This window comes from Macromonas nakdongensis (assembly GCF_002837145.1).
Taxonomy (GTDB): Bacteria; Pseudomonadota; Gammaproteobacteria; order Burkholderiales; family Burkholderiaceae_C; genus Macromonas_B; species Macromonas_B nakdongensis.
Genome location: NZ_NWMV01000050.1, coordinates 18,787 through 38,727, shown reverse-complemented (window position 1 = coordinate 38,727; position 19,941 = coordinate 18,787). Strand labels below are relative to the sequence as shown.

General features: G+C 68.0%; 17 protein-coding genes. 5 read left to right on the top strand and 12 right to left on the bottom strand.

Annotated elements, in window-relative coordinates; all coding sequences use genetic code 11:
• Positions 1 to 119: 119 nt before the first annotated feature.
• The 3 genes from CON77_RS07925 to CON77_RS07915 form a co-directional block, all read right to left on the bottom strand.
• Positions 120 to 1,688, bottom strand: coding sequence for a monovalent cation/H+ antiporter subunit D (locus tag CON77_RS07925; RefSeq protein WP_232788451.1), 1,569 nt, complete (start codon positions 1,686 to 1,688; stop codon positions 120 to 122).
• A 62-nt stretch (positions 1,689 to 1,750) separates the two neighbouring features.
• Entirely contained in the window at positions 1,751 to 2,095 is a 345-nt protein-coding gene (locus CON77_RS07920; RefSeq protein ID WP_101048624.1) for a Na+/H+ antiporter subunit C, read from the bottom strand.
• On the bottom strand, positions 2,086 to 5,007 hold the full coding sequence (locus tag CON77_RS07915; protein WP_101048623.1) for a monovalent cation/H+ antiporter subunit A: 2,922 nt from the start codon (positions 5,005 to 5,007) through the stop codon (positions 2,086 to 2,088). Before CON77_RS07915 ends, CON77_RS07920 begins: the two co-directional genes overlap by 10 nt.
• A gap of 207 nt (positions 5,008 to 5,214) precedes the next feature.
• Between CON77_RS07915 and rpoH the strand changes: the two genes are divergently transcribed.
• Positions 5,215 to 6,159 (top strand): RNA polymerase sigma factor RpoH, encoded by a 945-nt coding sequence (gene rpoH, locus CON77_RS07910; protein ID WP_101048622.1) that lies wholly within the window; start codon positions 5,215 to 5,217, stop codon positions 6,157 to 6,159.
• Between the two features lie 91 nt (positions 6,160 to 6,250).
• On the opposite strand, the gene lysS is transcribed toward rpoH, so the two are convergent.
• The 6 genes from lysS to CON77_RS07880 all read right to left on the bottom strand — a co-directional run bounded on the left by lysS (position 6,251) and on the right by CON77_RS07880 (position 12,949).
• Positions 6,251 to 7,795 carry a lysine--tRNA ligase gene (gene lysS / locus CON77_RS07905; protein WP_101048621.1) on the bottom strand — a complete coding sequence of 515 codons (1,545 nt, stop codon included), beginning with the start codon at positions 7,793 to 7,795 and terminating at the stop codon, positions 6,251 to 6,253.
• A 91-nt stretch (positions 7,796 to 7,886) separates the two neighbouring features.
• Complete coding sequence (locus CON77_RS07900; protein ID WP_101048620.1) at positions 7,887 to 8,615, bottom strand: ABC transporter ATP-binding protein; 729 nt, start codon at positions 8,613 to 8,615, stop codon at positions 7,887 to 7,889.
• 1 nt (position 8,616) lies between these two features.
• On the bottom strand, positions 8,617 to 9,387 hold the full coding sequence (locus tag CON77_RS07895; RefSeq protein ID WP_101048629.1) for an ABC transporter ATP-binding protein: 771 nt from the start codon (positions 9,385 to 9,387) through the stop codon (positions 8,617 to 8,619).
• A gap of 10 nt (positions 9,388 to 9,397) precedes the next feature.
• Positions 9,398 to 10,480: a branched-chain amino acid ABC transporter permease gene (locus tag CON77_RS07890; RefSeq protein ID WP_101048619.1), complete on the bottom strand. Its 1,083-nt coding sequence runs from the start codon at positions 10,478 to 10,480 to the stop codon at positions 9,398 to 9,400.
• An 18-nt stretch (positions 10,481 to 10,498) separates the two neighbouring features.
• Entirely contained in the window at positions 10,499 to 11,428 is a 930-nt protein-coding gene (locus CON77_RS07885; protein WP_101048618.1) for a branched-chain amino acid ABC transporter permease, read from the bottom strand.
• A 228-nt stretch (positions 11,429 to 11,656) separates the two neighbouring features.
• Positions 11,657 to 12,949: a replication-associated recombination protein A gene (locus tag CON77_RS07880; RefSeq protein WP_232788450.1), complete on the bottom strand. Its 1,293-nt coding sequence runs from the start codon at positions 12,947 to 12,949 to the stop codon at positions 11,657 to 11,659.
• Positions 12,950 to 13,088: 139 nt separating this feature from the next.
• Here CON77_RS07880 and CON77_RS07875 point away from each other — a divergent pair, with 139 nt between their 5' ends.
• Positions 13,089 to 14,045, top strand: coding sequence for a homocysteine S-methyltransferase family protein (locus CON77_RS07875; protein ID WP_101048616.1), 957 nt, complete (start codon positions 13,089 to 13,091; stop codon positions 14,043 to 14,045).
• Positions 14,046 to 14,057: 12 nt separating this feature from the next.
• Here CON77_RS07875 and lolA read toward each other — a convergent pair whose 3' ends face one another.
• Both lolA and CON77_RS07865 read right to left on the bottom strand, forming a co-directional pair.
• Positions 14,058 to 14,705 carry an outer membrane lipoprotein periplasmic chaperone LolA gene (gene lolA, locus CON77_RS07870; RefSeq protein ID WP_101048615.1) on the bottom strand — a complete coding sequence of 216 codons (648 nt, stop codon included), beginning with the start codon at positions 14,703 to 14,705 and terminating at the stop codon, positions 14,058 to 14,060.
• Positions 14,706 to 14,802: 97 nt separating this feature from the next.
• Entirely contained in the window at positions 14,803 to 17,235 is a 2,433-nt protein-coding gene (locus CON77_RS07865) for a DNA translocase FtsK (RefSeq protein WP_101048614.1), read from the bottom strand.
• A 103-nt stretch (positions 17,236 to 17,338) separates the two neighbouring features.
• Here CON77_RS07865 and trxB point away from each other — a divergent pair, with 103 nt between their 5' ends.
• Entirely contained in the window at positions 17,339 to 18,289 is a 951-nt protein-coding gene (gene trxB, locus CON77_RS07860; protein ID WP_101048613.1) for a thioredoxin-disulfide reductase, read from the top strand.
• A gap of 17 nt (positions 18,290 to 18,306) precedes the next feature.
• Here the strand turns inward: trxB and CON77_RS07855 are convergent, their stop codons facing one another.
• Positions 18,307 to 19,230, bottom strand: a complete 924-nt coding sequence (locus tag CON77_RS07855; protein WP_101048612.1) for a bestrophin family protein — start codon at positions 19,228 to 19,230, stop codon at positions 18,307 to 18,309.
• Positions 19,231 to 19,495: 265 nt separating this feature from the next.
• On the opposite strand from CON77_RS07855, the gene rpmB reads away from it, so the two are divergent.
• Together rpmB and rpmG are read left to right on the top strand one after the other, a co-directional pair.
• Positions 19,496 to 19,729 (top strand): 50S ribosomal protein L28, encoded by a 234-nt coding sequence (rpmB, locus tag CON77_RS07850; protein WP_101048611.1) that lies wholly within the window; start codon positions 19,496 to 19,498, stop codon positions 19,727 to 19,729.
• Between the two features lie 19 nt (positions 19,730 to 19,748).
• On the top strand, positions 19,749 to 19,919 hold the full coding sequence (rpmG, locus tag CON77_RS07845) for a 50S ribosomal protein L33 (protein WP_101048610.1): 171 nt from the start codon (positions 19,749 to 19,751) through the stop codon (positions 19,917 to 19,919).
• The last annotated feature ends 22 nt before the right edge of the window (positions 19,920 to 19,941 follow it).

Below are 19,941 nucleotides of genomic sequence, written 5' to 3'. Positions count from 1 at the left end.
GGGCACGACCACGGCCACCGCCGCCCCCAGCAGCACCTGGCCCACGCTGGTGCTGCGCACCAGCAGCAGCCACCCCAGCCACAGGCCCAGCGACAACCAGGGCGACGGCAGCCAGCGCTTCATGGCCGCCTCCCCGACGGCACCGGCCGCGCGCCCTGCACCGCGTCGATGTAATGCCCCGGCGCGTGCAGCGCGTCGGCCGTCTCGCGCATATAGCCCAGCACCGCCTCGGCCTGCCAGACGAGCGCCAGCAGGGCCAACAAGAGACCGGCAATGGGCAGGGTCTCCACCACCCGCAGGCGCGGGGCCGGGCGGTCCTGCGCCACCCAGAAGTGGCGGATGCCCGCACGCATCAGGGCCACCGCCGCCAGCAGACCCGACACGATGAGCAGCCCGAACAGGCCCCAGGCCGCCGGGCGCGCCAGTTCCAGCAAGGCGGTGAGCATGGCCAATTTGCCCACGAAGCCCGACAGCGGCGGCAGGCCGGCCAGCACCATCGCGCAGACGGTGAAGGCCAGGCCCAGAAAGGCCAGGGCCGCCGGAATCGCACGACCGATCAGCGCCTCCTCGTCGTCGTCGAGGTTGGTCCCCGGCAAGGGTTCGGCGTCCAGAAAGGCCGGCAGGGCGTCGTTGCCGTCGTCCAGTTCGGGCGGGTCCGACTCCACCTGGCGCGCGCGCTCCAGCAGCTCGACCAGCAGGAACAGCGCCCCGGCCGCCAGGGTGGAGCTGACCAGGTACCAGAGCGCGCCGGCACTGAGCGCGGGCACACCGAAGCCGAAGGCCGCGATCAGCGTGCCGGACGAGGCGATCACGCTGTACCCCGCCAGCCGCGCCACCTGCTGCGAGGCCAGCATCCCCACGGCCCCGAAGGCGAGCGTGACCAACCCCCCGGCGATCAGCACCCCGCCGCCAAAACCGGCCGACACGCCCGCGCCTTCGCCGAAGCACAGCGTCCACAGGCGCAGCACCGCGTACACCCCCACTTTGGTGAGCAGGGCGAACACCGCCGCGGCCGGCGCGCTGGCGGCGGCGTAGGCCGGCGGCAACCAGAAGTTCAGCGGCCACAGCGCCGCCTTGGCCAGAAACGCCACCGCCAGGATGGCGGCCCCGGCGTGCAACAGCCCCCGGTCGCTCGCCGGCACCAGCAGCAGCTTCTGCGCCATGTCCGCCATGTTCAGGGTGCCCGTCACCCCGTAGAGCACCGCCACCCCGATCAGGAACAGCAGCGAAGCGACCAGGTTGATCGCGATGTAGTGCAGGCCGGCGCGCACCCGGGCGGCCCCGCCGCCGTGCAGCAACAGACCGTAGCTGGCGGCCAGCAGCACCTCGAAAAACACGAACAGGTTGAACAGGTCCGCCGTCAGGAAGGCCCCGTACAGGCCCATCAGCTGCAGCTGGAACAGCACGTGGAAATACACCCCCGCGTGTTGCCAGCGCGCCAGCGCGTACAGCAGACCGGCCAGCCCCACGGCCCCGGTCAGCACCGCCATCAGCGCCGACAGCCGGTCGGCCACCAGCACGATGCCATAAGGCACCGGCCAGTTGCCCGGCAGGTAGACCCCATAAGCCGTGGCCCCCTCGGCCTGGACCCGCCACAACAGCGCCACCGCCAGGGCCAGCCCCAGGGCGGTGGAGGCGGTGTTGATCAGCGCCTTCCAGCCGCGCCGACCCTCGCCCAGCAGCAGCATGCCCGCCGCGGTGGCCAGCGGCAGCAGCACCGGGGCCACCGGCAGGTGGTCCAGCAGCGCCGTCACGCCCCGTCCTCCCGGCCATCCACGTGGTCACCGCCGGACAGCCCGCGCAGCGCCAGCAACACCACCAGGAACAGGGCCGTGGTGGCAAAGCCGATGACGATGGCCGTCAGCACCAACGACTGCGGCAAGGGGTCGGTGTAGTGCGCCAGATCGGCCGCCTGACCGGCGCGCACGATGGGCTCCTCGTCGAGGGACAGGCTGCCCACGCTGAAGATGAACAGGTTGACGGCGTAAGACAGCAGAGCCAGCCCGATCAGCACCTGGAAAGTCCGGGGGCGCAGCACCAGCCACACCCCGGCCCCCGCCATGACGCCCACGGCCAGCGACACGATCACTTCCATTCCACGCCCTCCCCCGGCTCTTCGGCCACGCTGGCCTGGCGCCGCCGCGCCCGCAGTGACTGGTGGGCCAGGGCGGTGAGCAACAACACCGTGGACCCCAGCACCACCGCGAACACGCCCAGGTCGAACAGCGCCGCCGTGGGCAGGTGCACCTCGCCCACCAGCGGCCAGACCACGTGCGCGGTGTGCGTCGTCAGGAAGGGGTGGCCCAGCAGCAACGAGCCCAGGCCGGTGGCCAAAGCCACCAGCAGGCCGACCGCGATCCAGTGCGGCGGGCGCAGGTGCATGCGCTCCTCCACCCAGCGCGTGCCGCTGACCATGTACTGCGCGATGAAGGCGATCGCCACCACCAGACCGGCGACAAAGCCCCCACCCGGCTCGTTGTGGCCGCGCATGAACAGGTGGAAGGCAAACACCCCCGCCAGGGGCAGCAACAGGCGCACCAGCACCGCCGGCACGTCCAGGTAGCGCTGGGTCGCACCGCCGGCCTCGTCGGAGCGCGTCAGCAGATCGCTGTCGGCCCCCAGGGGCTCGGCCCGCTGCTGCGCGGGCTGGTCCATCACCTCCAGCGGTGGGCGGAAGCGGCGCAGCAAGGCGTACACGGTGATGCCCACGATGCCCAGCACCGTGATCTCGCCCAGGGTGTCGAAGGCGCGGAAATCCACCAGCATGACGTTGACCACGTTGCTGCCGCCGCCCAGGGGCAGCGCGTTTTCGATGAAGTACGGCGAAATCGACAAGGGCGCGTTGCGCGTCAGCAAGGCGTACGACAGGGCCGACAGGCCCGCCCCCACCGCCACCGCGATCAGCCCGTCGCGGCGCCGCCGCCAGCGCGCCACCCAGCCCGGGCCGGGCTCGTCGTCGCGCTCCAGGCGCTTGGGCATCCAGCGCAAGCCCAGCAGGAACAGCACCAGGGTCACCACCTCCACCGCCAGTTGGGTCAGCGCCAGGTCGGGCGCCGAGAACCAGGCGAAAGTGATGCACAGCGCCAGCCCCACCACGCCCAGCATCACCAGCGCCGCCAGCCGGTGGAACTTGGCCTGCCAGGCGGCCCCGATGGCGCAGACCCCGGCGATCGCCCACAACACCCCGAACTCCGGCGTGGCCGGCACCCGCACCCGGTCGCCCCAGCTCAGGGGCACGATCAGGGCCGAGCCCAGGCCGGCCAGGCCGGCGATGGCGATCAGGGCGCGGATCTGGGGCTGCAAGCGGCGCGTGCCGCCGCGGCGCGACAGCCACCGGGCCGCGGCCGTGCCCCGGGCCAGCCCGGCCTCGAACAGGCGCTTGCCGTCGGCCCAACCCAAGCCAGGGGCGCCGCGCTGGCGGCGCAGTTTGAGGCGGCGCCCAAAACGCAGGTAGACCAGCACCCCGCCCGCGGTGGCGATCAGGCTCATCGCCAGCGGCGCGTTGAAGCCGTGCCAGACGGTCAGGTGGTAGTCGGGCAAGGGCCCGCCCACCACCGGCTGGGCCGCCATGGCCAGCAGCGGGCCGATGGACCAGGCCGGCCACACCCCCACCACGATGCAGGCCAGCACCAGCAGTTCCACCGGCACCCGCATCCAGTGCGTGGGCTCGTGCGGCTGGCGCGGGCAGTCGGGCGCCGCACCGAAGAACACGTCGTGCCCCAGGCGCAGCGAATACACCACCGCGAACACCCCGGCCAGGGTGGCCAGGGCCGGCAGACCGTGCTCGATCCAGGGGCTGGCCTGGACGAACACGGTTTCGGCGAAAAACATCTCCTTCGACAAAAACCCGTTGAGCAGCGGCACCCCGGCCATGGCCCCGCAGGCCACGATGGCCAGCGTGCCGGTGACGGGCATGGCTCGGAACAGGCCGTCCAGGCGGCGCATGTCGCGGGTGCCGGTTTCGTGGTCGATGATGCCCACCGACATGAACAGCGAGGCCTTGAAGGTGGCGTGGTTCATGGTGTGGAACACCGCCGCCACCGCCGCCAGCGGGCTGTTGAGGCCCAGCAGCAAAGTGATCAGCCCCAGGTGGCTGATGGTGGAGTAGGCCAGCAACCCCTTGAGGTCGTTCTGGAACATGGCCACGTAAGCGCCCAGCAGCAGGGTGGTGAGCCCGGCCCCGCCCACCAGCCAGAACCAGGCGTCGGTGCCGGCCAGCACCGGCCACAGCCGCGCCAGCAGAAACACCCCGGCCTTGACCATGGTGGCCGAATGCAGGTAGGCCGACACCGGGGTGGGCGCGGCCATGGCGTGCGGCAGCCAGAAATGGAAGGGGAACTGCGCGCTCTTGCTCAAGGCCCCCAGCAGCACCAGCCCCAGGACCAGCGGGTAGAGCGCGTGCGCCCGCACCCGGTCCCCCGCGGCCAGCACGGCGTCCAGCTCCAGACTGCCCACGATGTGGCCCAGCACCAGCACCCCCGCCAGCAGCGCCAGCCCGCCGGTGGCCGTCACGGTGAAGGCCATGCGCGCGCCGCGCCGCGCGTCCTTGCGGTGCGTCCAGTAGCCGATCAGCAAAAAGGAGAACACGCTGGTCAGCTCCCAGAACACCACCAGCTGTACCAACTGCCCCGACACCACCACCCCCAGCATCGCGCCCATGAAGCCCAGCAACAGGGAGTAAAAGCGGGCCGCGGGGTCCTCCGGCGACAGGTAATAACGGGCGTACACGGTGACCAGCAGGCCCATGGCACTGACCAGCAGCGCAAACATCCAGGCAAACCCGTCGAGCCGCACCACCAGGTCCAGGCCCAGGCTGGGCAGCCAGGACCAGCGCGCCACCAGCACCTGGCCGGCCGCCACCTCGGGGTACACCCAGGCCAGGGCCAGCACCACGGCCAACGCCACCGCCCCGGCCCACAGCGACTCCAGGTTGCGCGCCCGCGTGGGCAACAACGCGGCGACCACGCTGCCCACAAACGGTAGCAAAAATATCAGGAACCAGGACATGACACCGAGTGTAGAGGAGGCTGCCGGCATGGCCGGCCCCATCGGCGGCGCCAGCACCGCCCTATGGCAGAACCGGTCCCGTCGGCAATGGTTCCCCAGTCCCGGCCTGGCACCACCCGCCATGGGAACTTTCCTTTTAGCACTCAACTCCCAGGAGTGCTAACATCAAGACATGGCCCACAAGGCCGACTCTGGAGGGAAGATCGCATGAACGCCACCGCACACCCCTACACCCTGGCCCCGGCCGCGCGGGGATGGTCCCACTCGGCCGTGGTGCTGCCCCCGCTGGGCAACTTGGACGCGTACATTTCCGCCGTCAACCGCCTGCCCCTGCTGACGGCCGACGAGGAGCGCGACTTCGCCCAGCGCCTGCAGCAGCACAACGACCTGGAAGCCGCCGGCAAGCTGGTGATGTCGCACCTGCGGCTGGTGGTGTCGGTGTCGCGCCAGTACCTCGGCTATGGCCTGCCCCAGGGCGACCTGATCCAGGAAGGCAACGTCGGCCTGATGAAAGCCGTCAAGCGCTTCGATCCGGACCAGGGCGTGCGCCTGGTGAGCTACGCCATGCACTGGATCAAGGCCGAGATCCACGAATACATCCTGAAGAACTGGCGCATGGTGAAGGTCGCCACCACCAAGGCCCAGCGCAAGCTGTTCTTCAACCTGCGCAGCATGAAGCAGGGCTTCAAGGCCGACGCGCTGGACGCCGACACCCACCGCGACACCCTGAGCGACCACGAGGTGGACGTGGTGGCGCGCGAGCTGAACGTCAAGCGCGAAGAGGTGCTGGAGATGGAAACCCGCCTGTCGGGTGGCGACGTGGTGCTGGATCCCAGCCCCGGTGACGACGGCGAGGACGCCTACGGCCCGATCGCCTACCTGGCCGACGCCCGGCACGAGCCGACCGCGGTGATCGAATCGACCCAGCGCGACCGGCTGGCCAGCGACGGCATCGCCCAGGCGCTGGAGCAGTTGGACGACCGTTCGCGCCGCATCGTGGCCGAGCGCTGGCTCAAGGTCAACGACGACGGCAGCGGCGGCATGACCCTGCACGAGCTGGCGGCGGAGTACGGCGTCAGCGCCGAGCGCATCCGCCAGATCGAGGTGGCGGCCATGAAGAAGATGCGCAAATCGCTCGAAGCCTACGCCTGAACCGGCGCACACCCAGCAAAAAGCCCGCGGTCTGCGGGCTTTTTGCTGCGCGGCGCCGGGAGCACTCAGCCCCCTGCCCAACGGCGTCGGCTCAGGCCTCGCGGCGCAGCGCCGGGAACAGGATCACGTCGCGGATGCTGGGGCTGTCGGTCAGCAGCATGATCAGCCGGTCGATGCCGATGCCGCACCCACCGGCCGGCGGCATGCCGTACTCCAGCGCGCGCACGTAATCGGCGTCGTAGAACATGGCCTCGTCGTCGCCGGCGTCCTTGCTCGCCACCTGGGCGTGGAAGCGCGCGGCCTGGTCTTCGGCGTCGTTCAGTTCGCTGAAGCCGTTGCCCACCTCGCGCCCGGTGATGTAGAGCTCGAAGCGCTCGGTCACGGTCGGATCGTTGTCGTTGGCGCGCGCCAGCGGCGAAATCTCGGTCGGGTGGTTGCAGATGAAGGTCGGGTTCCAGAGCTTGTCTTCCACCGTCTCTTCAAAGTACATCACCTGCAGGCCGGCCAGGCTGCGGCTGTCCAGGCGGTCTTTCACCGGGTCCATGCCCAGCTTCTTCAATTGCTGCACCAGCCAGTCGCGGCTGTCCACGTTCTCGCCGGCCTCGGTGTGCTTGAGGATGGCTTCGCGGATGGTCAGGCGCTCGAACGGGGCTTCCAGGTCCACGTCGCGGCCCTGGTAGGTGAGCTGGGCGCCGCCGCAAACGCGCTGCGCCGCGTGGCGGATCAGCTGCTCGGTGAAGGCCATCAGGTCCAAGTAGTTCCAGTAACCCGCGTAGAACTCCATCATGGTGAACTCGGGGTTGTGGCGCACCGAAATACCTTCGTTGCGGAAGTTGCGGTTGATCTCGAACACCCGCTCAAAGCCGCCGACGATCAGGCGCTTGAGGAACAGCTCGGGCGCGATGCGCAGGAACATGTCCTGCTCCAGCGCGTTGTGGTGCGTGACAAACGGCTTGGCGTTGGCGCCACCGGGAATGGCGTGCAGCATGGGGGTTTCCACTTCCAGAAACTCGTGCTGCACCATGAATTCGCGGATGCTGGTGACCGCCAGGCTGCGCGCCACGAAGCGCTTGCGCGCCTGCTCGTCGGTCATCAGGTCCACGTAGCGCTGGCGGTACTTGATTTCCTGGTCGTGGATGCCGTGGAACTTGTCCGGCAGCGGGCGCAGGCTCTTGGTGACCAGGCGCACCTGGTCGGCGTGGAGGGTCAGCTCGCCCATCTTGGTCTTGAACAGCACGCCCTCGGCCGCGACGATGTCGCCCAGGTCCCAGTGCTTGAAGGCCTCCAGCACCTCGGCGCCCACGCTTTCCAGGTTCAGGTAGATCTGGATGCGGCCGCCGCTGGGGCCAAAAGAGCTGTCCTGCAGCGTGGCAAAACTGGCCTTGCCCATCACGCGCTTGAGCATCATGCGGCCGGCCACGCTGGCGCGCGCCTTCAGCGGCTCCAGCATTTCCTTGCTCATGCCGTCGTACTCGGCGAACAGGTCGGCCGCCTTGTGCAGCGGCTTGACGTCGTTCGGGAACGCCGGGCCGGCACCGGCCTGCTGCGCTTCGCGCAGGGCCTTGAGCTTCTCGCGGCGCTCGGCGATGAGGTGGTTGTCGTCGGTGGCCGGGGCGGCGTGGGTTTCTTGCGTCATGGGGGCAACAAAAAAGAGGGCTGCGGCCAAGCCGCAAACCCTCTATTCTAGTTTCGGGCCAGGCCCGTGACGCAAGGTGCCGATCGCAGCGTCAGGCGGCGGCGCCTTCGCCCAGGTAGGCGGCCTGCACCTTGGGGTCGTCCAACATGGCCTTGCCTTCGCCGGTCATGGTGATCTCGCCCGAATCCATCACGTAGCCGCGGTCGGCGATCTGCAGCGCCCGGCGCGCGTTCTGCTCCACCAGCACCACGGTCACGCCCTGGGCGTACACGTCTTTCACCACCTCGAAGATCTTGTCCACCATGATCGGCGACAGGCCCATGGACGGCTCGTCCAGCAGCAACACCTTGGGCTGGCTCATCAGCGCGCGGCACATGGCCAGCATCTGCTGCTCGCCGCCCGACATGGTGCCGGCCAGCTGGTCCTTGCGCTCTTTCAGGCGCGGGAAGATGCTGAACATGCGCTCGATGTCGGCCTCGATGCCGGCCTTGTCGGAGCGGATGTACGCCCCCATCAGCAGGTTTTCGGTGATGGTCATGCGGGTGAACACACCGCGGCCTTCCGGCACCATGGCCAGACCGTCCTTGAGCAGGTCCCAGGACCCCTTGCCCTTGATGGATTTGCCCAGGTACTCGATCTCGCCCGCTTCGGCCGCCAGCATGCCGGTGATGGCCTTCATGGTGGTGGTCTTGCCCGCGCCGTTGGAGCCGATCAGGGTGACCAGCTCGCCCTCGCGCACCTCCAGGTCGATGCCCTTGACCGCCTTGATGCCGCCGTAGGACACCTTCAGGCCCGTAACTTTCAACAGGGTTTGTGCCATTTCAGTGTCCTCCGGTGCCCAGGTAGGCTTCGATGACTTTTTCGTTCTTCATAACCTCGGCGGGCGTGCCTTCGGCCAGTTGCTTGCCGTAGTCCAGCACCGTCAGGCGGTCGCACAGGCCCATCACCAGCTTCACGTCGTGCTCAATGATGAGGATGGTGCGGTTGTCGTTGCGGATGCGGTCGATCAGCTCGCGCAGCAGCACCTTTTCGGTGGCGTTCATGCCGGCGGCCGGTTCGTCCAGGGCAATCAGCTTGGGATCGGTGGCCAGGGCGCGGGCAATTTCCAGGCGGCGCTGGTCGCCGTAGCTCAGGGTGCGCGACTTGTAATCGGCGTATTTGGCAATGCCCACGTACTCCAGCAGCTCCATGGCGCGGTCGGCGATCTCGCGCTCCTCGCGCTTGAACGCCGGCGTGCGCAGCACCGCCCCGACCAGCCCCGAAGATGTGCGCACGTGGCGCCCCACCATCACGTTTTCCAGCGCCGTCATCTCGGCGAACAGGCGGATGTTCTGGAAGGTGCGGGCGATGCCGGCCTTGGCCACCTCGTGCACCGCCGTCGGCTTGTAGGGCTTGCCGCCCAGCTCGAAACTGCCGCCATCGGGCGTGTACAGCCCGGTCAGCACGTTGAAGAAAGTCGTCTTGCCGGCGCCGTTGGGGCCGATCAGGCCGTACACCTGGCCGCGCTGGATCTGGATGCCGACGTCGCTCAGGGCCTGCAGGCCGCCGAAACGCTTGGAGACGCCGGCCACTTTCAGAATGGTTTCACTCATGGTCGTCACCTCACTTGCTCAGGGATTTGCCGTGTTCCGGGGAAGGCCACAGGCCACGCGGACGCAAGAGCATGACGACGATCATGGCCAGCGCGATCAGCAGCTGACGCAGGACTTCCGGTGCCAGGCGACCGTCGGTCAGGGCCGTCAGCGGCCCGGCCACGTGGCGCAGCACCTCGGGCAGGCCCGACAGCAGCAGCGCCCCCAGGATGACGCCCGGGATGTGGCCGATGCCACCGAGCACCACCATCGCCACCACCATGGTCGACTCCATCAGCGAGAACGACTCGGGCGAGACAAAGCCCTGGAAGGATGCGAACATCACCCCCGACATGCCGCCGAAGGTCGCGCCCATGCCGAAGGCCAGCAGTTTGAGGTTGCGGGTGTTCAGGCCCATGGCCTTGGCGGCGATTTCGTCTTCGCGGATCGCCATCCAGGCGCGACCGATGCGCGAACGCTCCAAGCGGTAGCAGATGACGACCGACAGCACCACCATCGTCAGGAACAGGTAGTAGTACAGCGTGACCGACTGGAAGGTGAAATCACCGATCTTGAGACGCCCGCCCAGGTCCAGGCCGAACACCTTGATCGAATCGATCTGGCTCAGGCCCTTGGGGCCGTTGGTGATGTTGATCGGCCGGTCCATGTTGAGCATGAAAATCCGGATGATTTCACCGAAACCCAGCGTCACGATGGCCAGGTAATCGCCGCGCAACTTGAGCGTCGGCGCCCCCAGGACCATGCCCACCACGCCGGCCACCAGCCCGGCCACCGCCATCAGCACCCAGATGTTGTAGTGCACCCCGTTGGGGAAGTTCAGCCGGATGTACTCGAACGCCTCGGCCAGGTGGGGCGAACCCAGCAGCCCCATGATGTAGGCGCCCACGGCAAAAAAGGCGATGTAGCCCAGGTCCAGCAGGCCGGCGTAACCGACCACGATGTTCAGGCCCAGGGCCAGCATCACGTACAGCAGCGACATGTCGACGATGCGCACCCAGGCGTTGCCGTAACCCTGCAACACCACCGGCAACACCAGCAAGGCCACGGCCGCCAGCAAAAAGGCAATCAGCTTGCCCGACTTCGAATTCACCATGTTGTTCTCCGCAAAACGTCAGGCGCGGTCGGCCACCCGCTCGCCCATCAGGCCAGACGGACGCAGCGTCAACACGAAAGCCAGCACGATGAAGGCAAAGATGTCGGAATACTGGCTGCCCAGGAAACCGCCCGTGAGCGCACCCAGGTACCCGGCACCGAGCGACTCGATCAGCCCCAGCGAAATGCCACCGACCACGGCCCCGGCCAGGTTGCCGATGCCGCCGAACACCGCCGCCACGAAGGCCTTGAGGCCGGGCATGAAGCCCATGGAGTGCTGCACCGTGCCGTAGTTGGACGCCCACATCACCCCGGCAATGGCCGCCAGCATGGCGCCGATGATGAAGGTCGCGGAAATCACCACATCGGGGCGGATGCCCATCAGCCCCGCCACCTTGGGGTTTTCGGCCGTGGCGCGCATGGCGCGACCCAGGCTGGTCTTGTTGACGATGTACATCAGCAGCGACAGCACCACCGCGGTCGTGCCCAGGATCGCCACCTGGGTGGTGGAAATCACCGCACCGCCCAGGTAGAAGGGCTCGGGCGACAGCATGGTGGGGTAGGACTTGGGGTTGGGCTTCCAGACGATCATGGCCAACGTCTGCAGCAGGATGCTCATGCCGATGGCGGTGATCAGCGGCGCCAGCCGGGGCGAGCTGCGCAGCGGCCGGTAGGCCAGCTTCTCGATCGTGTAGTTGAGCGTGGCACACACCACCATGGCGATGAGCGCCGCCACCACGAGCAGCATCCACCCCGGGATGCCGGGCATCGCGTCGCGCGCCTGGGTGATGATGGTCCAGCTGGTCAGCGCGCCCACCATGAGCACGTCGCCATGGGCAAAGTTGATCAGCCCGATGATGCCGTACACCATGGTGTAGCCCAAGGCCACCAAGGCGTACATGCTGCCCAGGACCAGACCGTTGATGATCTGCTGTAGCAAGATGTCCATGAAAAAAAGCTCCGTTGTGAGGGTCTCACCGGCCCATTCGCGGGGTGCGCTCAGGCCAGCAAAAAACCCGCCGTTCGAACCAGGGGTGGCGGCCGGTGGCGGGTTGGTGCGCGGATTGTAGCCACGCGCGCCGGGTGTCCGCCAGGGTGTTTGCCCGGGGAGAACACGGGTTTACCCTGCAATTTTTGGACCATTTCTGGCGGTTTGTCGCCGCATCGACAAGTCAGCTCATTTATTAGCCGCTCTAATGTTGCGCTCTTGCAGTTCCCGCAACTTATCACCGATGCGGATTTCCAGGCCCCGTGGCACCGGGCGGTAGAACGGCGGAGGCGTCAGACCGTCGGGGAAGTAGTGCTCGCCGGCGGCGAAGGCATCGGGCTCGTCGTGGGCGTAGCGGTAGGCTTTGCCGTAGTCCAGGTCCTTCATCAGCTTCGTCGGCGCGTTGCGCAGGTGCAGGGGCACGGGGCGGGTGCCGTCTTTTTTGACGAAGGCACGCATCTCGTTGTAGGCCCGGTACACCGCGTTGCTCTTGGGGGCCACGGCCAGGTAGACCACCGCCTCGGCCAGGGCCAGTTCGCCTTCGGGGCTGCCCAGGCGTTCGTACACCTCGGCCGCGTCCAGGGCCAGGCGCAGGGCACGCGGGTCGGCCAGGCCGATGTCTTCGTTGGCCATGCGCACCAGGCGGCGCGCCAGGTAGCGCGGGTCGGCGCCGCCGTCGAGCATGCGCACCAGCCAGTAGAGGGCGGCGTCCGGGTCGGAGCCGCGCACGCTTTTGTGCAGGGCGCTGATGGTGTCGTAAAACTGCTCACCGCCCTTGTCGTAACGGCGCATGCGTTCGCCCAGCACCTTGAGCAGCCAGGCGTCGGAGATCTCGGTCAGCCCCTGGGCTTGTGCGGTGACGGCCAGGGTCTCCAGGGTGTTGAGCAGGCGGCGCGCGTCGCCGTCGGCGTAGGCCAGCAGGCGCTGGCGGGCGGCATCTTCCAGCGGCGGCACCGCACCCAGGGCCTGGGCGCGGGCGATCAGCTCGGCCAGGTCGTCCTCGCTCAAGGGCTGCAGCACGTACACCGCGGCGCGCGAGAGCAGCGCGGAGTTGACCTCGAAACTCGGGTTCTCGGTGGTGGCCCCGACGAAGGTGAACAGCCCGCTTTCCACATGGGGCAAAAAGGCGTCCTGCTGGCTTTTGTTGAAGCGGTGCACCTCGTCCACGAACACGATGGTGGACTGCGGCTGCAAACCGGTGCGGGCGTGTTCGGCCTTCTCCACCGCCTCGCGGATGTCTTTCACGCCCCCCAGCACCGCACTGATGGCGATGAACTGGGCGTCGAAGGACTGCGCCATGAGCCGGGCGATGGTGGTCTTGCCCACCCCCGGCGGCCCCCAGAAGATGCAGCTGTGTGGCCGCCCCGATTCGAACGCGCTGCGCAGCGGCATGCCTGCGGCCAGCAGGTGACGCTGGCCGATGACATCGGCCAGGGAACGGGGACGCAGCCGTTCGGCCAGGGGCAAGTGGGGGGCAGTCACGTTCGACGGGAGGAAAGCACGACAGAAGCTGCGATTGTGGCGCAGACCCCGCCTCCCGAAAGCGCCGGGACCGGCTGGACGGGGCCCCGCATCGGACCGATACTGTGAACCCGGATGGCTGAAGACAGGAGGCCGCAGCATGGACCCGCGCACACTGCCCCAACTCCAGGGAGCCCCCTTCCTCACCGACGGCGGGCTGGAAACCACCCTGGTGTTCCGCGACGGCCTCGACTTTCCCCTGTTCGCGGCCTTCACCCTGCTGCGCTCCGCCACCGGGCGCGAGGCCCTGGCCCGCTACTTCGCCGATTACCTGGCGCTGGCCGAGCGGCACGGCACCGGCATCGTCCTGGAAAGCCCGACCTGGCGCGCCAACCCCGACTGGGGCGAGCGGCTGGGCTACACCCTGGACGGTTTGGCCGAGGCCAACCGGGCCGCGGTCGCTCTGCTGACCGAAGTGACCGCGCCGTTCGTGGCGGCAGGCGGCACCCGGGTGGTCAGCGGCTGCATCGGGCCACGCGGCGACGGCTACCGGGCGGACCGGCTGCCGTCGGTGGACGAAGCCCGGGCCTACCACGACTGGCAAGTCGGGATCTTGGCCGGCACCGCCGCCGACATGGTCTGCGCCATGACCATGACCACGGCCGAAGAAGGCACCGGCGTGGCCCTGGCCGCCCAGGCACACGGGCTGCCGGTGGCCATCTCCTTCACCACCGAAACCGACGGCCGCCTGCCCAGCGGCCAGCCCCTGGGCGAGGCCATCGCCCAGGTCGACGCCCTGACGGACGGCTACCCGGCCTACTTCATGGTGAACTGCGCCCACCCCGAACATGTCCAGCAGGCCCTCACCCCCGGCGCGCCCTGGCTGCACCGGCTGCGTGGCCTGCGCGCCAACGCCACACGCCTGAGCCACGCCGAGCTGGACGCTGCCGATCGTCTGGACGACGGCGATCCGGAGCAGCTGGCCGGGCTGTATGTCGGGTTGTGCGCCCGACTGGGGTCGCTGAACGTGCTCGGGGGCTGTTGCGGCACCGACGTGCGCCACGTCCATGCCATCGCCACGGCGTGCACGCCGCTGTTCAGGCACCTGGTCCGCTGAAGGCGGGGCCGCTCACTGCCGCACCACGTCCACCCCGGCCGGCGGGGTGAAGCGGAAGCGGTCCGCGGCCAGCGGTTTGGTGTCCATGGCGCCGAAAGCCATGACGGAACGCTGGCCGAAGCTGTCCAGGATGTCGAGCACGGCCAGCTGCCCCTGGCGGAACCCGAGCCGGACGGCCTGCAACTGCCCATCGCGCCCCTTGGGCGTGGCCTGGACCCAGGACAAACCATCGGCGTCGGGGGCATTGCGCAGGTCGAACACCTGGTGCATGCCGCGCAGGTCGGGGCCGGCCGCGATCAGCGCCGCCGGCGTGTTGCCCAGCACCGCTTTTTGCCCGCGGGCGGTCACTTGGTTCAGGTCGGCGTCGTACAACCAAAGAGTCTGCCCATCGGCCACGATGGTCTGCTCAAAAGGGTGGGTGTACTCGAAGCGGAAGCGGTCGGGGCGCTGGAAGGCGAACACCCCGCGGCTGGTGCGGGTGCGCGGGGCGGCGTCGCCTTCCTTGCGCGGCGCGGTCACGGTCTGGGTGAAGGTGGTCTTGCCCTGCTGGGTCTGGCGCAAAAAGGTGTCCAGCTCGGTCAGGCCATCGGCGCGGGCCCCCAGGCAAGCCAGCAGCCCGGCGAACCAGAAAACGGTGTGCAGCAATCGACGCAAGATCATGGGCATTGGTGGGCGGTGGGGAGCGCCGGGTTCCGGCCGGCGCGGGTCAAGGTGCAAGCGGCTGTAACGCGCCGCGGGGCACAGGGCCCGGAACGCGTCATTCACCGCCCCGGGCGGCCACCAGGATGTCGCGCTGGCCGCTGGCGGTGAGCGCGCTCACCAGACCGGCATTTTCCATGTCTTCCAACAGGCGCGCGGCGCGGTTGTAGCCGATTTTCAGCTTGCGCTGCACGTAGCTGATGCTGGCCTTGCGGTCCTGCAGCACAATGGCCACGGCTTGGTCGTAGAGCGGGTCTTTTTCGCCGCCGGCATCGCCATCGCCGAACACATCCCCCCCCCCGCCCTCGCCGTCGCCGGTGCCTTCGAGCACGCCGTCGAGGTAATCGGGCTCGCCAAACTGCTCCTTCAGGTAGCTGACGACGCGGTGCACCTCGTCGTCGCTCACAAAAGCGCCGTGCACCCGCGTCGGGTAGCCGGTGCCGCTGGGCATGTAGAGCATGTCGCCCATGCCCAGCAGGGCTTCGGCACCCATCTGGTCCAGAATGGTGCGGCTGTCGATCTTGCTGCTGACCTGGAAGCTGATGCGGGTGGGAATGTTGGCCTTGATCAGGCCGGTGATCACGTCCACGCTCGGGCGCTGGGTGGCCAGGATCAGGTGGATGCCGGCGGCGCGCGCCTTCTGCGCCAGGCGGGCGATCAGTTCCTCGATCTTCTTGCCCACCACCATCATCAGGTCGGCCAGTTCGTCGATCACCACCACGATGTAGGGCAGCCGCTCCAGCGGCTCGGGCTGCTCCGGCGTCAGGCTGAAGGGGTTGCCGATGGACTCGCCACGCGCGGCCGCCTCGTCGATCTTGGCGTTGTAGCCGGCCAGGTTGCGCACGCCCACCTTGCTCATCAGGCGGTAGCGTTTCTCCATCTCGCCCACGCACCAGTTCAGGCCGTTGGCGGCCTGCTTCATGTCGGTCACCACCGGGCAGAGCAGGTGCGGAATGCCCTCGTAGACGCTCAATTCCAGCATCTTGGGGTCGATCAGCAGCAGCCGCACATCGCGCGCATCGGCCTTGTAGAGCAGGCTCAGAATCATCGCGTTGATGCCCACCGACTTGCCCGAACCCGTGGTGCCCGCCACCAGGCAGTGCGGCATCTTGGCCAGGTCGGCGACGATGGGGTGGCCAGCGATGTCCTTGCCCAGCCCCATGGTCAGCAGGCTCTTGGCGTCGTGGTAGACCTGCGACCCCAGGATTTCGCTGAGCTTGATGGTCTGGCGCTTGGCGTTGGGCAGCTCCAGCGCCATCAGGTTCTTGCCGGGGATGGTCTCGATCACGCGGATGCTGACCAGCGACAGCGAACGCGCCAGGTCTTTGGCCAGGTTCACCACCTGCGAGCCCTTGACGCCGGTGGCCGGCTCGATCTCGTAACGGGTGATGACCGGTCCGGGTTGGGCGGCCACCACCTGGACCTCCACGCCGAAGTCGCGCAGCTTTTTCTCGATCAGGCGGCTGGTCATTTCCAGCGTCTCGGGCGACACGGTTGACGGCTGCTTGCCAGCCGCGTCCAGCAGGTCCACCTGGGGCAGTTTGCTGTCGGGCATCTCGACGAACAGGGGCTTCTGGCGCTCCTTCACCACCCGGGTGCTGGGCGGCACCTCGGCCAGGGTGGGCTCGATCTGGACCGCCTTGGCGGTCACGGTGGGCACGGAACGGAACGGCCCGTCGGGGGTTTCGTCCGCGTCATAGTCGGCCCTGGGCACAGCCGCCAGGGTGGGCTCGTGCAGCGGGTGCTCGGTGGCGTACACCGCCTCCTGCTGCTCGCGCTCGCGCGCGGCCTGCTGGCCGATGCGCAGGTCTTCGTCGGCCTCGCGGCGCTCGCGGCGGCTCTGGAACCAGTCGTCCAGGGTGCGGCCGCACTGCTCTGCCAGCGCGCCCCAGGCGAAGCGGAACACCCAGGCCAGGGACAGCACCAGCAAGGTCACGGCCAGCAAGGCCGAACCGGTGAACCCCAGCCAGCGCGCGGCCACCGGCCCCAGCAGGCTGCCGAGCACGCCACCGGCCTGTCCCGGCAACAACGCATCCCAGCGGTGCAGACGGCCCCACTCCAGTACCGTGCTGGCGCACAAGAGCAGCACCAAGCCCAGCCAGAACGCGACCCGGTGCGGCGCCGAGGTGTGCCACCAGGGCGGGCCGTCCGGGCCCACGGCCACCGGGGTGGCACCGCGCAGCCAGCGCGCCAGGGCCGCCAGCCAGGCGCGCACGGCGGCCAGCACCGCCCACCAGACCGACATGCCGCAGAGGTAGTAAGACAGGTCAGACAGCACCGCCCCCAGGCGTCCGCCCCAGTTGCCGGTGCTGGCGCCCGAACCCGACGTGGACCAGGCCGGGTCGGCCAGGGAATGGCTCAGCAGCGCGATCAACCAGAACAGCAGCGCCACCGCCCCGAGGACGAGCGAGATCTCCTGGGCAAAACGCCGCAGCCCACTGGGCGCGGTGTGGGCGGCATCGGCGTTGAGGGTGTTCAGGGAGTAGGTCATAAACGCAAACGCAAGCTTAACCGACCCCGAACAGGGTCTGGCGTCGCTTCCTACAATACGCGCTGAACCCACCGAACGACTCCACCCTTCCGCAGCCCCGCCCATGAAACACGCCAAAGTCCTGATCCTCGGCTCCGGCCCCGCCGGCTACACCGCCGCCGTCTACGCCGCCCGCGCCAACCTGAACCCGCTGCTCATCACCGGCATGGCACAGGGCGGCCAGCTCATGACCACCACCGAAGTGGACAACTGGCCCGCCGACGTGCACGGTGTGCAGGGCCCGGACCTGATGCAGCGCTTTCTGGAGCACGCCGAGCGCTTCAAAACAGAAATCGTGTTCGACCACATCAGCGCGGTCGATCTGTCCCAGCGCCCCTTCACCCTGACCGGCGACAGCGGCCAGTACACCTGCGACACGCTCATCATCGCCACCGGTGCCTCGGCCCGCTACCTGGGCCTGCCGTCTGAAGAAGCCTTCATGGGCAAGGGCGTGAGCGCCTGCGCCACCTGCGACGGCTTCTTCTACCGCGACCAAGAGGTGTGCGTGGTCGGCGGCGGCAACACCGCCGTGGAAGAGGCCCTGTACCTGAGCAACATCGCCAGCAAGGTGACCCTGGTGCACCGCCGCGACACCTTCCGCGCCGAAGCCATCATGGTGGACAAGCTGATGGAGAAGGTGCGCGAAGGCAAGATCGAACTCAAGGTGTTCCATGTGCTCGACGAAGTGCTGGGCGACCAGACGGGCGTGACCGGCATCCGCGTGAAGCACGTGCAGACCGGCGCCACCGAAGACATCAAGCTGCAGGGCTGCTTCATCGCCATAGGCCACAGCCCGAACACCGAGATCTTCAAAGGCCAGCTGGAGATGCACGATGGCTACCTGAAGACCCACGGCGGCCAGCAGGGCTTTGCCACCCAAACCAGCGTGCCCGGCGTGTTCGCGGCGGGCGACGTGCAGGACCACATCTACCGCCAGGCCATCACCAGCGCCGGCACCGGCTGCATGGCCGCGCTGGACGCGCAACGCTTCCTGGAGCAACACCCCAGCGCCTGATCCCGACGGCGGCAGGCTCAGGTCAGCACGTGGTCGGCGCGGGGGCGCAAGGGTGCCGGCAGCTCGGCCACGTCGCACATCTCCAGCAGGGTGCGCTCGACGGTGATGCACAGCGCGTCCAACGCCAGGTCGTTGGGCTCGGTGCCGAAGGGCTCCTCCAGTTCGCTGGCGATGGCGTCCAAGGCCATGAAGGCGTAGGAGATGAAGACCGCGATCAGCGGCGTGAGCACGCCCACCGCGTCCAGCAGGCTGAAGGGCAGCAGCGCGCAGTAGACATAGACCGTGCGGTGCAGCAACACGCTGTAGGCGTAGGGAATGGGGGTGCTGGCCAAGCGCTCGCAACCGCCGTGGCAGGCGGTCAGCTCGTTGAGGTTGCTGTCCATGGCCCGCACGCCTTCGTCGGACAGGCGGCCGGCGGCGTGCTGTGCCTGCACCCACCGCCCCATGTCGCGCAGCAGCAGCACGCAGGCGTATTCGGCCCGGCCCAGGCGCTGGGCCAGCGCGGACGGCAGCAGGCGGTCCAGGTCGGCCTGGCCCGAAGTGCCGCGCAACTGGTGCCGCAACTGGCAGGCCAAGGCGATCAACAGGGCCGCGAACTCGCGCACGGCGGGATCGCCCGGCTCGCGCCGGGTCAGCGTCTGGGCCTGGCGCAACAGCGAGCGCGAAGCCACCAGCACGGCACCCCAGAATTTGCGCGCCTCCCAGAAACGGTCGTAGCTGGCGCTGTTGCGAAAACCCAGGAAAATGGCCAGCGCGATGCCGATCAGGCTGAACGGCGCCGTGGACATGTGCAGGCCCCAGGCCGCCAACTGCGGCATGGCCAGCACGGCCACCACCGCCACCACGCCGATGAGCAGCAGGCGTGAGAGGATTTTGTGCAGGACCGAGCCGTGCCACACGAAAACAAGACGGAACCAGTGCTGCTTGGGGCGAACGATCATGCGCTTGGACGGACAAACCCGGAATGCCGCCATGTTAGCGCGCCGACCGTGGCATGCAGGGCACAGCCGGTTTGGCACAAGCGGGCACACCGATGTACAATCACGGGTTTGGCGCGTCTGGCTCAGTCCTGGCACGCCAAAATTCAACCGCCCGCGAGCCGGAGCCGCCCACACCGCCTGAGAAGGTCGTGAGGCAGGCGGCACAACACAGGACACGGGCGAGGTGCGGCGAACAGCCGTTAATTTTTCTACTGGAGTGTCCATCATGGCACGCGTGTGTGAAGTCACGGGCAAGAAGCCCATGGTCGGGAACAACGTTTCCCACGCCAACAACAAAACCAAGCGCCGGTTCCTGCCGAACCTGCAATCCCGCCGTTTCTGGGTCGAGAGCGAGAACCGCTGGGTGCGTCTGCGCGTCTCCGGCGCTGCCCTGCGCCTGATCGACAAAAACGGTATCGATGCTGTGCTCGCCGACCTGCGCGCACGTGGCCAAGCCTGATCGTTAAAGGAGCTGCACCATGGCAACCAAAGGCGGACGCGAAAAAATCAAGCTGGAATCCACTGCCGGCACCGGTCACTTCTACACCACCGACAAGAACAAGAAGACCACCCCGGAAAAGCTGCTGATCAAGAAATTTGATCCGAAAGCCCGCAAGCACGTGGACTACAAGGAAGTCAAGCTGAAGTGATTCGGCCCTGGCTTTGACAAAA